Origin of the sequence: Clostridium sp. DL-VIII, from assembly GCF_000230835.1 — a bacterium.
Lineage (GTDB): Bacteria > Bacillota > Clostridia > Clostridiales > Clostridiaceae > Clostridium.
Window position 1 is genome coordinate 6,446,807 of record NZ_CM001240.1, and the last position, 13,009, is coordinate 6,459,815.

Here is a 13,009-nt window from a genome sequence, read left to right on the forward strand (position 1 = left end):
TTCTTTTCTCCTCCTAAACTTCTGCATTTTGTAATTTTATTCTAGGATCAATTAATACATATAGTATATCTACTATGAATGTAAAAAATATTAACATTGAACAATAGAACACAGTTACTCCAAGGAGCATACTATAATCTCTATTTGAGACTGACTGAACAAATTCATTGCCAAGTCCCGGTATTGCAAAAATTTTTTCAGTTACAAATGCCCCTGTTAATATATCGGCTATTAATGGTCCAACATATGTTACTATTGGAATTAATGAATTCCTTAAGCCATGCTTAAATATAATAGTTGTCCTACTTAGACCTTTAGCTTTTGCAGTTCTTATATAATCTGCCTTTAAAACATCTATTAATTTACTTCTCGTAAGTCTTGTGATAAATGATAATGATGCTGCCCCCAATGCTATAGCTGGCATAATATCATTTTTCCATTCACCGAACCCTGTTGGTGGTAATAATTCAAACTTAACACCCACCACATAGATTAATACTGCACCTATTACAAAGCTTGGTATTGTAATACAAAGAGTTGCCAAGAACACCACCAGCCTATCCGGCCATCTTCCATTTTTAAGCGCCGCAAGTGTTCCAAGCAGTATCCCTCCTACTATCGACATAATTATTGCTACTGCACCTATTTCAGCCGATGCTGGGAATGACTTAGTTATTGTATCTGATACTTCTCTTCCTGGGAAAACCATTGATTCACCAAAGTCTCCATGAGTCAAATTTTTCAAATACATAGCATATTGCTCTGGTAAAGACTTATCAAGTCCATATTTTGCTTCCATATTCGCCTTAACTTGAGCCAACATCTTATCTCCATCAAATGGACCCCCAGGCATAAGCCTCATTAGAAAAAATGTTGCTGTTATTACAACCCATATTGTTAACAGGCTTATAAGAAATCTCTTTCCAATATATTTTAACATATATTTCTCTCCTTCTTTTTTCTTTATGTATGAATTAATAGTGTTTAATTTATTACAATGTTTCTAATTTAAATTTAGAAAACATTTTATTAATATGTCGTTATGCTTGGAAGCGCTTCCATGTTTATCAAAACATATAACATATAAGGAGTCATTAAACACATCTCTTAATTTGTTCAATAACTCCGTTGTTATTCTAATTAATCATTAATCAATTTTTTAATTTTTATATAATAAAATTTAACTATGTATTAACATAATACAATTATAATAATATTTTTATTTATTTGTGTCAATATTTTATTTAAATTTAATAAATTCATAATTTTATATATAATTCTGTTATACGCACTATTCCTATTATTCATATTAATTTAATCTTGTTTTTTTATATGCTTTATTCAAAATATTTATTCGTTTATTTTATCATTTATTAGATATTCTACCATTTTTTTATAATTTATCAATTGTTTTTTTGTATTGCAGGACAAAATAGTCTGCAGATTTATCAGCTTTTATATGCTTATTGATTTTCACCAATGCCATATTCTTATACGGATATTTACAATATATCAAGTAACATGCTTGCACGGCCTATTTTCCCATACATAAAAAATCTCACCACAAATAGCGCATGAGAATTAATTTATTTTCCTCAAAACTTATATCCGGATTTACTAGGATACTCTACTCCAACAACTTATTTATCCCTTTCCTAATTCTTTACTTTACTAATTATAAATTATAATTTCACAATGAACACTACTGTTCATTGTCAATTTGCTTATCTTTAATCACTGTAGATTTAATCAGCATTTCATGATTTGTTTTTCTTACAATTTCATTGTTCAAAAAGAGGCATATACGAATTTATCATATATACCTCTTTTGACATTTATATTATCTATATTTTGTTAATTATCTTCATCAAAATATAATACCGATTCTGTTTCTCTACAATATTTAACGCACATACATTGTCCTAATTTTCTTGGACACTTATAGCATAAACAAGTTAAATCTTTTCCATCACACTTTCCAGATTTTAATTCTGGACAATCTCCACAATTTACTCCATTTCCTGCTGGCATAATAACATCACTGCTCCTTTTTCATATACTAATTTAATATTTTAACCTAAAGTCCCAGAATGTCAAACTATGCAAGTAACAAGTATATTTAATTCTTCTACTACTTAAAGTTTATTTACCAAATTCCGACCCTATCTTCTGGCTTTATATACATGCCATCTTTCTCTGTAATTCCATAGGTATCATAGAATTTTTGGAATTGGGCTAATACCGCATTTACTCTGACCTTATTAGGGGAATGAACATCCACCTTTAATGCATATTCTGCATATTCCTTGGTTGTTATTTGACGCCAAGTAACAGCATAACTTTGAAAAAATGTTTTATAATCAGGCTTGTCCATTCCAGCTAATATATCTAATAAACAAGATGCTCCTCCAATATCTGCAATATTTTCCCCAGCAGTAATGTTCCCATCAAGCATCTCACCTGGTAGTGCTTCAATTTGACTATAAAAATTCACTACCTTTTGAGTTCTTTTAGTGAATTCCTTATAATCTTCATCAGTCCACCAATTCTTCAGATTTCCATCTGCATCATATTGAGCTCCAGTATTATCAAAAGCATGACTTATCTCATGTCCTATAATTACACCAATTCCACCTAGGTTTGTTTCTTTAGATGCATTCGGATCATAAAAATGACCTTGAATTATTCCACCTGGTATAATAATTGCATTTTCTGTCGGTCCATAAAACGCATTAACTGTTTGAGGCTTGAAATCATCATTCTTATCCACTGGTTGATTTATCTTATTAAATTTCTCATCCTGTGCAGAAATCCTTAGTGATATTGCATTATCAAAAAGCGAACCGCCTTCTTCATAAGATTTAATATCTACCTTTGAATAATCAACCCACTTATCTGGGTATCCTATTCTTATATTTAATTTGTCCAGTTTATCAATTGCATTCTTTTTGGTTGCTTCACTCATCCAATCAAGATTATTTATTCGCTTCTTATAAACATCTACTACTTCTTTAACCATGCTTTCTACATCTTCTTTGGTCTTTTGTGAAACATATCTTTCTGCATAAATCTTTCCTATAGCCATGCCCATCATAGAGTTTACATTGCTGACAGCGTCATCTTCTTTTGGCGTAGCTCCACTTATTCCAAGCAGCTCATTGGCATACTCTTTATTTGCATTCTCAAAATCTTCACTTAAATAATCTGAAGCATTAACCAAATTTACAATTTCCATATAATTTTTTATAAGAGGTAGATTTTCCTGAGTATACATATCATTAAATGCCTTTAACCATTTTGGATCCTCTAAAATTATTTTATTGGCTTTATCTACTCCTAAATCTTTCATAACAACAGGTAAATTTAAATTTGGTGCCAAATTATTCAATTCACTTAATGTATATTCATTATAAATAGTGTCAATTAAGTTTGTACTTGCAGCCTTTTCTTGTCTTCCCATAATATTTTCAGCTATCATTCCTTCAAACTTAAACATGTTATCAACTTTTGTTTTTGCTTCTTCCTGCGAATATCCACTGAGCACTAAAAGTTTATTATAATAGTCTTCTGTGAGTTTCTTGGTTTTAGCTATAATCTCAGTAGGCTTAGTGTATTCATCAGAATCTCCTAAACTAAGCACTGTAGAATCTATATATAATATATTAGTTGAAACATTCTTGATGTCTCTCTCTACGGAAAACTGTATTGTTGAATTCATTATTTTCTTATCACTCCACATTTTTGTGATATCATCAATTGTTTGTGCTGCTTTAATCTCATCTAAGATATCTTTAACAGGCTTTATACCTTCTGTATTTCTTGCTCCCACATTCAGAGTATTATTATATAAATTTATTATTTTCTTTTCATCGCTATTTTCACCATACTGGCTTTTATTAGCAATCAGCCCATTTATTATGTCCTTTATTTGATTTTCCACCTTATCATTAACATCCTCAAAAGTAGATTCAGTTGATTTACCTTGTTCAATCTTTGCAGAATTAAGCCAATTGTTGTTTATTGCATCATAAAAATCATCTTGCAGCCTAATCTCCTGATTTTTGCTCCCAGTACTTGTTTCATCTGCAAATGCAACAGTATATGAAGATAAGGACATGATTAGCGTGAATATTGCCATACTTGCTGCTACTCTTAATTTCTTTATTTTTTTCATGGTTAAACTCCTTCCAGCATAGACCTTAATAGTTAGGCACACGAAAGAATATTATTTTTTATTGTACCTGATCTATCTATGTATCCACCAAGTGAAGAACTTCACTTAATACTTATATCTCCACCTTATAGTTATGCGGCTTTGCTTAAAGCTTTTCTGCTTATTAACCTAACTATTAAAATTCTTCACACTATTTTAATAATTTGGCTTGTCCAAATAGATATAACCATATAAATAATCAGTTTCATATAAATCCCTGTATCTAAAAGTTACTCCATTCCATGTAGATTCTGATATATAAACTTTTCCATTATCAATTTTTTCTACTACAGCTACATGTCCACTTCCCCCAGAGTTTGGCAGACCAGACTTCCATACTGCAATAGCTCCAACTCTAGGCTCTGAGCCGTATTGATATTTTCCACTATTTTTATTTGCATTCCACCATTCGTAAGCATTTCCTATAAGTCCGGCATCTGTAGGCTTAGTTCCTGTGATTTCCCAAGCACGTCCCCATGCATACCATGTACAATTTCCCTTAATTTGACTTCCTCCACTATAAAATGGTGGCGATAATTTTACTTTATAAAAAATATTATCATCAGAATAATAATACTTACTATTTAAGCTCGGTTCTGTGGTTCTTATTCCACCTAAAGAAACCTCTTTTACATTTTTATCATTATTATTACCATCACTTTTGTTATTATTATCATCACTTTTGTTATCGTCGTTACTTTTATTATCGTTACCATTACTAGCATCTGAAGGATTTACGTTAGAACTTCCACTAGAATCTCCATTAGGACTTGTACTATTAGATGTTGTAGAATTATCGTTTTCCTTAAAGCTAATCCAATCAGAGCTAACCCAACCCTTTCGTCCGTTTAACATTAAAGGATAAAAACCGCCTTTAGCATCATCTATAATACTAACTTGCATACCTTTTGCCAGTTTTCCTATAATATCTGATGAAGTCGTTGCTTCTGCACGGACATTTAGTGAATCACTATTAGTCGTAACATAAGCTATACGTGGCTTAGCCCCACTCGTACTATCTTGAGCTACTGGTGGTGCACTTTGATTTTCTTTATCTGAATTTTCATCCTTTATTAATTGCCCATTATCCGAAAAATTATATACGATTCCATCAATATTAAGAGATCCTGTTACCATTTCCCCGCTTGACTCCATAAAATACCGGTTACCATTGTCATTAATCCATCCAGTACTCATTTTCCCATCAGCGTCAAAGTGATACCACTTTCCAGAAATATTCTTCCATCCTGTATTCATAGCTCCATCATTTGATAAGCTATACCAATTTTGGCTGTACTTAATCCAGCCTGTAAGCATTATTCCGTTTTCATCAAAATAATACCACTTATTATCTATGTTCTTCCATCCAGTGGCCTTGATACCGTCTTCCGTCCAATTCCAGCTATTATTTGAATTACTAATCCATTTTGCTGATGCCGGCATATAATTTAAACTTGAAACTATCAGTGTTGTCATTCCAACGGCTATTATTTTTCTCAAAAGTTCTCGTTTCACTCGCTGCTACCCCTCTTTATAAATTAATTTTACAACTTATTAATCTTATGTAATATAATGTTTCATCCATTAATTTATCAACAATTTCCCAGTTTAAGGCTGTAAAAACAAATTAATCCCATACATTAAATATTACGGCATATAAGAAAAAATAACAAGTGAAAGATATAATAGTAATATACCGTTACTACGTAGCGCGTAAATCTTTTTTTGGAACAATAACAAAAACCTGTCAAGTGCTTATGAATGTTTTTTATAATCACTTAACAGGTAATTTTATATTTATAATTATTAAATTTTGAAACACCCTAATTTCCTCTAATACAAATTCCCCAGACTTAATCACAAAAATAATCCTATTATAATTAAGACAATAACACCAGGAACTCCAAAAAATCCTGCAATTAATGCCGTAATTGGATTGATTGCTAATGAAAAATTAGTATTTATTCCCACTAAACTAAGATTGGCAATTATAAAATTTGCTATATATAATATAACAACACCTATTACTCCATTTATAATTATTTTTATTGGCCATTTTAGGAGTTTTAATACAAAAAATAATACAATTATTCCTACCAATCCATAAATTAAATATTGTACCTCCATTTTTAACGCTCCCCATTTTCTTTACTCAGCTATCTGTGCATTATTTCCTGCTACATAATTATTCCCCACTCTTATTCCTCTTTCTCTTGCTAATGATAACAGATAATCATATCTCTTTCTCGCAACATTTTCTGAATAAATTGCTACTTCTATCAATTTATCATCGTTAACATTATTAAACATGCTGCGTGCAACATCTATTTCCATCTTTGCAATTTCCATATCTTCTATCAATTTGGTATACATATCAGAATCATCAGCCTTGTTCATCAGGTATTCTACAATATTTTTTTTCATGTAAATCCCTCCAAAAACTTCTTATTACCATTCTATCCATTTGTTGGTAAAAATATACATGATATAAATTTATATTTTTGCTTAATTTTGTAACATTTTTTTAATTATTTTGTATATTATAAGGTATAAGAAGCTTTTCACTCATGTCAGACAAAAACTTCTAACTCCCATCTATGTAACACTTTTTTTCTTAGGAACCTAATTTTTTTAGGTTCCTCTATTTTTATAACTCTTTTCTTCCCTCTAATGCTTTGGACAATGTAACTTCATCTGCATAATCCAAATCTCCGCCTACAGGTATTCCTGCCGCAATTCTAGTTACTTTAACATCTAAAGGCTTAAGTATTTTAGAGATATACATAGCAGTCGCTTCGCCTTCTATATTAGGATTAGTTGCGAGTATTACTTCCTTTACATCTTCATTCATTCTTGCAACCAGTTCTCTAATTTTTATATCTTGTGGTCCTCTGCCTTGCATTGGAGATATGTTTCCATGTAATACATGATATACCCCATTATATTCCTTGACTTTCTCCATGGTCATAATATCCTTAGGCTGCTCTACAACACATATAGTTCCCTTATCCCTGTTTGGATTTTCACATAATGGGCATGGATCCTTATCTGTGAAGTTTCCGCACACAGAGCAATACTTAATTGTTCCTCTTGCTTGAACTAGAGCATTTGCAAATTCTTTTACTTCATCATCTGGAAGATTTAAAATATGTAATGTCAATCTCTGGGCTGTTTTTTGCCCTATGCTTGGTAACTTTGCGAATTCCTCTATTAATTTTTCTATGGCTACTGGATAAAATTCCATCATTATTAACCTTCCCCTTTTTCTTTATATTTGAACATAATTTATACGCATTTATTAAGAATAAAATAACTACGCAATACTTCAATTGACAATTAACAATTGATAATGCACAATTTCATATAAAATTCTCTTCTGGAATTTTTAAAATTTCATTTTTTAAAGCTGCACGCCTTTCTTCTTTCTTCATTGTTAATTATATACTGTTCATTTTCAATTCATTCTTCTTTAAATTTAGATTTAATAATGATTAAATCTCCAGAAAATTGCATATTTAAAAAGCATACAGTACTGTAGATTATCCAACAATTCTGTATGCTAACTATCTTAATACTTAAAATTCTTAGAATAATCCACCTGGCATTCCGCCTGTTAGTTTACCCATTTTACTTGAAGTTTCTTCTTCTGCTTTTCTTAATGCTTCGTTAACTGCACTCATTATTAAGTCTTCAATCATTTCAACATCATCTGGATCTACAACTTCTGGCTTTATATTAATTGCTGTAACTTCTTTCTTACCAGTTACTTTTACTACTACAGCTCCACCGCCTACTGATGCCTCAAACTCTTTTGTTTCAAGCTCTTTTTGCATATCTTCCATTTGCTTTTGAAGCTTTTGTGCCTGCTTCATAAGATTGTTCATGTTTCCGCCTCCAAAGCCTCCTGGAAATCCTCCTTTTGCCATAAAAAATCCTCCTCTTTCTTGAATCTCATTTTTTTATTATAAAACAACTTTACGCAATTGACAATGTACACTGTACAATTAACAATTATTGAGGCAACTCCTCAGAAATTTTTTTATATAAATTTTATTATCATACTGTTAATTTAAATTATGAGTCTTTACTTATAAATTTAAATGTAATAGCAATTTATGATTTAAATTTATATAAATATATCTTTCAAAGTCTGTAAGGCTTTACTCCTCAATTATTAACTGTCAATCGTACATTGTTAATTAGCTTCATATCAATCGTCATATACCTCAAATGGTATTCCATCTATTGTTTCTTTTAATAGCTCTTCTTTTCCCTTAGTATCACTTTCCTGTTTAACTATATAGTCTACTATTACTTTTTCCTTTAATGTTTCAGAAAATACAGTATTTACAACTTCTCTATATTCTGGTTTTTGCAATCTTTCTCTATTAAAAGCATACATTGCATCATATTCTAATGTAACTATTCCCTTATTAAAGCTGTATGGTTTAGCTGTAACAATTGATGCATAAATAATCATTGCTCTTTTGGCTTTAAATTGCTCTAATATTTCGGTCCAAGCTCTTCCAACATCGTCAATTGTGAGCGTCGAATTAGGATTTACTGCAAGGTTCTCTTGCATGCTGCCAGAATTAGATTTTTGCATGCCTTTTTTAATAATATTTCTGTCACTTGCAGCTGTTCCCGTATTAGTATGTGCATTTTTTGAACCATCATTACTTTTTTCTCCTTGAATTACTTGTATATTTCCGTTTTTCAAGGACTCCTCAAGTTGATTTATTCTTGATAATATAACTTCACTTGAAGTATCATACTCTATTTTGCACATTTTTATAATAGCAAGCTCTAAATATAATCTACTCTGCTTGCTTGCCTTCGAATTTGCCTCCGCATCTTGAAGTATTCTTATAGCTCTCATTATTTCTTCTACTCTGATTTTTCTGCCTTGTTCTTTTACCATTTGAATATTTTCAAGAGACATATCCAGCACTTCTTCTGGATTATTTGTAACCTTGACCATTAGTAAATTTCTAAAGTGAGCTATCAGATCTTTAATAAACAGCTGCATATCCTTACCAGAATACACAAGCTTATCTATTATAACCATTGCCTTTTCAACACTTCTATCTATGACAGCGTCAGTTATGTTAAATAAGTGTTCATTAGTTACAAGCCCTAATATGCTTACAAGATCTTCATATTTTATTTCATTTTCTCCCATAGCAATTGCCTGATCTAATATGCTTAATGCGTCTCTCATTGCACCATCACAAACTCTTGAAATTAAGTCTAAGCTCTTTTGTTCATAATTTATACTCTGAGCGTCAACAATCTTCTTAAGTCTATCAGAAATATCCTTCTGCTTTATTCTCTTAAAATCAAATCTTTGACATCTCGATAAAATTGTTATAGGTAGCTTTTGAGGATCTGTAGTTGCTAGTATAAATATTACATTTTTAGGCGGCTCTTCTAGGGTCTTTAAAAATGCATTAACAGCTCCAACAGATAACATATGAACCTCATCCATTATATATATCTTGTACTTAGCTTCTTGTGGTGGATATTTAGTATCATCTATAATGTCTCTGATCTTATCAATACCATTGTTAGAAGCTGCATCTAGTTCTGTCACATCAATTGCTAAACCTTGATTTATCTTTTTGCACATCTCACACTCATTACATGGCTCACCATCTTGTAAATCTAGGCAATTTAACGCTTTTGCCATTACCTTTGCAGTGGAAGTCTTTCCGGTCCCCCTTGTTCCACAAAAAAGATATGCATGGGCAATTCTGTCATTTAAAATTTCATTCTTTAAAGTCGTAGTTATATGTTCCTGCCCTACAACATCTTCAAAGTTTTTGGGTCTCCACTCTCTGTATAGTGCCGTATAACCCATGGGCTACCACCTCGCTATTTTCAAATATAAACTTATTATACACCACATTTGATGCAGTTGAAAGTTATGAGTTAAGAGTTATGAATTATTGTTAAACTCTCCATTATTTATTTCCAAAAATATATTTCAAGAAAAGCCTAAGGGCTTTTTTCATCTTAACTCCTAATTCTTAATATTTAACTGATTTTCCTATCTGCCTAGAGATACTATCTTTATTTAAAAATAGCAACTATTTCTTACACAATTGTATTCCTGTATAATATGCTAAAGCAAATTAAGAACACTAAATAAGAGGCCTAAATCCTACCTGTTTAGATAATTCTTAGGCCTCACTCTTTTCATAAATATATTTTACATGTTTTCTGAATTTTTATTTACGCCGTAAAATATTACAGAATTACTTTTAATTTATTCATTTTTGTTCTTATAATCTTTAAGTTTTTCATTTATCTGTTTTGCTTGTGCCTTATCATTAATATACATCATCACATATACAAATGCTTTTGCCCCTAAAATTGCAATTATATAGATGGCAATAAGACTTCTATTAACAAATCTATTCGTACTAAATAAATATAGCCATAATATAATCATTATATCTGCGAGAGCAGAGAAAATAGTAAAATTCATCAGTTGAAGCTTTTTTCGAAAATTATATTTATTAGTAAAAGCAAACTTGAAAAAACTATATACTGAAGCACCTATTATTATCTGCCAAAACATTGAAGTTATAATTGCATCCTTTGAACTAGCCTCAAAGAAAACTGCGCTCACGATTGTCAAAAATCCACAAGCTGCCAAGAACTCTTTAAAGAAATCTCCTAAATACTCATTAATTTTCATAATAATATCCTCCTTACAATCCTAATTTCTTCTTAAATACAGATACATATTGCCTTGAAATGAATACCTTTTCTCCATTTTGCAGTAAGGCCTCTAACTTTCCATAAAACACTGGACTCACAGATTCTATTTTGCCAATATTAAGAATAGTTGATTTTGATGCCCTAAAAAAACCTAAGTTCTCATATTGTGCTTCAATTTCATAGAGCTTTAGTTTAGATTCAAAAACTTTCTCTTTACAATAAATAAACACCTTATTATCTACTGACTCAAAATAAAATACATCCTTAGGATTAACAATATGCATCTTTAAATCTGTGAAGCCAATTAGCTTTTTAGGCGTCGACTTAATTGAATAAATAAGCTGCAGTAATGATTCGTCGGGCTCATTGCATTTTATTATTATTTCTGGTTCACTTCCAACAGGGATATTCTCAATGGTAATTTTCATTATAACCACTCCCTTTCCTTTATATTTATAGTATATATTAGCAATTTACTGCATTCAACAGACTTTAGCTAAGCTGCAAATTAATGACGGTAAGCTGTAATACTCAAAGGCCAGGTTACTCAATGTAGAATATATAGGATGACTTGTTAAACACATTAGGTTAAAATGTATAATGAATGGATTTGTTTTCGAATATTTTAAATTTCACGCAGGATAATAAGGAGGAATACATAGAATGAGTTCATATGATGATAAATACTTATCTATTGCCAATGATATATTAGAAAATGGCTATTTTGACACTAATAGAACAGGCGTTAAAACCTATAAATTGCCACATCAGATCATGCAGTTTAATTTAGAAAAAGAATTTCCTATATTAACAACAAAATTTGTAGCTTTCAAAACTGCTGTCAAGGAACTTTTATGGATTTTTAAAGACCAATCAAACGATGTGAAAGCCCTTCAGGCTCAAAACGTAAAGATTTGGGATGAATGGATGATGGAAGACGGAACAATTGGAACTTCTTACGGCTGGGTAGTTAAAAAATTCAATCAAATGGATAAGCTTATTGATGCTTTAAAAAATAATCCGCAGGATAGAAGAATGATGATTAATTTATGGCAGATACCTTATTTAGATGGGGGTGCTTTATATCCTTGCTGTTTCCTTACAATGTGGGATGTAACAGATGGTAAGCTTAACTGTATGCTTGTACAAAGAAGTGGAGACTGGGGACTTGGCGTTCCATTTAATACGTCACAATATGCTGTTTTAGTTCACTTAGTAGCTCAAGTTACAGGTCTTAAGCCCGGATTATTCACTCATGTAATAAATAATGCTCATGTGTACGAAAATCAAGTCGAAGGAATAAAGCTTCAATTAACAAGAAAAGGTCATGAATACGAAGCTCCTGAGCTTTGGATTAATCCAGAAATTAAAGATTTCTATGACTTTACGCCTGATGATATAAAACTTATAAATTATAAACACCACGAAACAATAAAGATGGATGTTTCAGTATAGTAAGGCACAATCAAAAATTTACTGCATGTTTTTCTAAGAGGAGGAATAATAAATGATATCAATAAGTGTTGCCATAGCTAAAGATAATGTAATCGGAAAAGACAATAAATTATTGTGGCACATCTCAGAAGATTTAAAAAGATTCAAAAAAATTACTACTGGGAAAAAAATGATTATGGGAAGAAAAACCTTCGAATCATTACCTGGCGTCTTGCCAAACAGAGAGCACATAATTTTAACTAGAGATAAAAATTTCAAGGTCGATTCTGATATGGTTAGGATAGTTTATGACTTAAATTCTCTTATCAAGGAATATTCAAGTTCTGAAGAAGAAATCTTTGTTATTGGTGGTGCAGAAATCTACAAACAGTTTCTTCCTTATGCTGAGAAATTATATCTTACTAAAATAGAAGAAACTTTTGAAGGTGATACTCATTTCCCTGAAATTAATTTTGATGAATTCAAAATGGAATATGAGTCAGAACAGTTTGTAGACGAAAAAAATGGTCTTCATTATAAATTTATAGATTTTAAAAAACTTTAATCTTTAAATTACCTAAACAACTCAAGTTATGATTTCAAACGAGAATGGTGAATTCAATGAATAAATCAAAT

General features: G+C 31.0%; 13 protein-coding genes. 2 read left to right on the plus strand and 11 right to left on the minus strand.

The window, feature by feature from the left end:
• Nucleotides 1–13: 13 nt before the first annotated feature.
• From CDLVIII_RS28985 to CDLVIII_RS29035, 11 genes are all read right to left on the minus strand, one after another.
• Nucleotides 14–940, minus strand: a complete 927-nt coding sequence (locus tag CDLVIII_RS28985) for an ABC transporter permease (RefSeq protein ID WP_009173038.1) — start codon at nt 938–940, stop codon at nt 14–16.
• Between the two features lie 914 nt (nt 941–1,854).
• On the minus strand, nt 1,855–2,031 hold the full coding sequence (locus tag CDLVIII_RS31710) for a hypothetical protein (protein ID WP_009173039.1): 177 nt from the start codon (nt 2,029–2,031) through the stop codon (nt 1,855–1,857).
• Nucleotides 2,032–2,146: 115 nt separating this feature from the next.
• A complete protein-coding gene (locus CDLVIII_RS28995; protein WP_009173040.1) occupies nt 2,147–4,174 on the minus strand; it encodes a M13 family metallopeptidase in 2,028 nt (675 codons plus the stop codon).
• Between the two features lie 195 nt (nt 4,175–4,369).
• Nucleotides 4,370–5,728 carry a CHAP domain-containing protein gene (locus CDLVIII_RS29000; protein ID WP_009173041.1) on the minus strand — a complete coding sequence of 453 codons (1,359 nt, stop codon included), beginning with the start codon at nt 5,726–5,728 and terminating at the stop codon, nt 4,370–4,372.
• Between the two features lie 342 nt (nt 5,729–6,070).
• Nucleotides 6,071–6,340: a pro-sigmaK processing inhibitor BofA family protein gene (locus tag CDLVIII_RS29005; protein WP_009173042.1), complete on the minus strand. Its 270-nt coding sequence runs from the start codon at nt 6,338–6,340 to the stop codon at nt 6,071–6,073.
• A 21-nt stretch (nt 6,341–6,361) separates the two neighbouring features.
• Nucleotides 6,362–6,637 (minus strand): YaaL family protein, encoded by a 276-nt coding sequence (locus CDLVIII_RS29010; protein ID WP_009173043.1) that lies wholly within the window; start codon nt 6,635–6,637, stop codon nt 6,362–6,364.
• A 223-nt stretch (nt 6,638–6,860) separates the two neighbouring features.
• Nucleotides 6,861–7,457: a recombination mediator RecR gene (gene recR, locus CDLVIII_RS29015; RefSeq protein WP_035302665.1), complete on the minus strand. Its 597-nt coding sequence runs from the start codon at nt 7,455–7,457 to the stop codon at nt 6,861–6,863.
• 340 nt (nt 7,458–7,797) lie between these two features.
• Nucleotides 7,798–8,139, minus strand: coding sequence for a YbaB/EbfC family nucleoid-associated protein (locus CDLVIII_RS29020; RefSeq protein WP_009173045.1), 342 nt, complete (start codon nt 8,137–8,139; stop codon nt 7,798–7,800).
• A gap of 284 nt (nt 8,140–8,423) precedes the next feature.
• Complete coding sequence (gene dnaX, locus CDLVIII_RS29025; protein ID WP_009173046.1) at nt 8,424–10,073, minus strand: DNA polymerase III subunit gamma/tau; 1,650 nt, start codon at nt 10,071–10,073, stop codon at nt 8,424–8,426.
• 408 nt (nt 10,074–10,481) lie between these two features.
• Nucleotides 10,482–10,916 carry a hypothetical protein gene (locus CDLVIII_RS29030; RefSeq protein WP_009173047.1) on the minus strand — a complete coding sequence of 145 codons (435 nt, stop codon included), beginning with the start codon at nt 10,914–10,916 and terminating at the stop codon, nt 10,482–10,484.
• Between the two features lie 13 nt (nt 10,917–10,929).
• On the minus strand, nt 10,930–11,367 hold the full coding sequence (locus CDLVIII_RS29035; protein ID WP_009173048.1) for a LytTR family DNA-binding domain-containing protein: 438 nt from the start codon (nt 11,365–11,367) through the stop codon (nt 10,930–10,932).
• Between the two features lie 235 nt (nt 11,368–11,602).
• Here CDLVIII_RS29035 and CDLVIII_RS29040 point away from each other — a divergent pair, with 235 nt between their 5' ends.
• A complete protein-coding gene (locus tag CDLVIII_RS29040) occupies nt 11,603–12,394 on the plus strand; it encodes a thymidylate synthase (RefSeq protein ID WP_009173049.1) in 792 nt (263 codons plus the stop codon).
• A gap of 52 nt (nt 12,395–12,446) precedes the next feature.
• On the plus strand, nt 12,447–12,938 hold the full coding sequence (locus tag CDLVIII_RS29045) for a dihydrofolate reductase (protein ID WP_009173050.1): 492 nt from the start codon (nt 12,447–12,449) through the stop codon (nt 12,936–12,938).
• The last annotated feature ends 71 nt before the right edge of the window (nt 12,939–13,009 follow it).

Excerpts from the sequence above, each read along its gene's own strand:
- CDLVIII_RS28985 (WP_009173038.1), bottom strand. The coding sequence starts at position 940 with ATGTTAAAATATATTGGAAAGAGATTTCTTATAAGCCTGTTAACAATA.
- CDLVIII_RS31710 (WP_009173039.1), bottom strand. The coding sequence starts at position 2,031 with ATGCCAGCAGGAAATGGAGTAAATTGTGGAGATTGTCCAGAATTAAAA.
- CDLVIII_RS29035 (WP_009173048.1), bottom strand. The coding sequence starts at position 11,367 with ATGAAAATTACCATTGAGAATATCCCTGTTGGAAGTGAACCAGAAATA.
- CDLVIII_RS29010 (WP_009173043.1), bottom strand. The coding sequence starts at position 6,637 with ATGAAAAAAAATATTGTAGAATACCTGATGAACAAGGCTGATGATTCT.
- CDLVIII_RS29030 (WP_009173047.1), bottom strand. The coding sequence starts at position 10,916 with ATGAAAATTAATGAGTATTTAGGAGATTTCTTTAAAGAGTTCTTGGCA.
- CDLVIII_RS29045 (WP_009173050.1), top strand. The coding sequence starts at position 12,447 with ATGATATCAATAAGTGTTGCCATAGCTAAAGATAATGTAATCGGAAAA.
- recR (WP_035302665.1), bottom strand. The coding sequence starts at position 7,457 with ATGGAATTTTATCCAGTAGCCATAGAAAAATTAATAGAGGAATTCGCA.
- CDLVIII_RS29005 (WP_009173042.1), bottom strand. The coding sequence starts at position 6,340 with ATGGAGGTACAATATTTAATTTATGGATTGGTAGGAATAATTGTATTA.
- CDLVIII_RS29040 (WP_009173049.1), top strand. The coding sequence starts at position 11,603 with ATGAGTTCATATGATGATAAATACTTATCTATTGCCAATGATATATTA.
- CDLVIII_RS28995 (WP_009173040.1), bottom strand. The coding sequence starts at position 4,174 with ATGAAAAAAATAAAGAAATTAAGAGTAGCAGCAAGTATGGCAATATTC.
- dnaX (WP_009173046.1), bottom strand. The coding sequence starts at position 10,073 with ATGGGTTATACGGCACTATACAGAGAGTGGAGACCCAAAAACTTTGAA.
- CDLVIII_RS29020 (WP_009173045.1), bottom strand. The coding sequence starts at position 8,139 with ATGGCAAAAGGAGGATTTCCAGGAGGCTTTGGAGGCGGAAACATGAAC.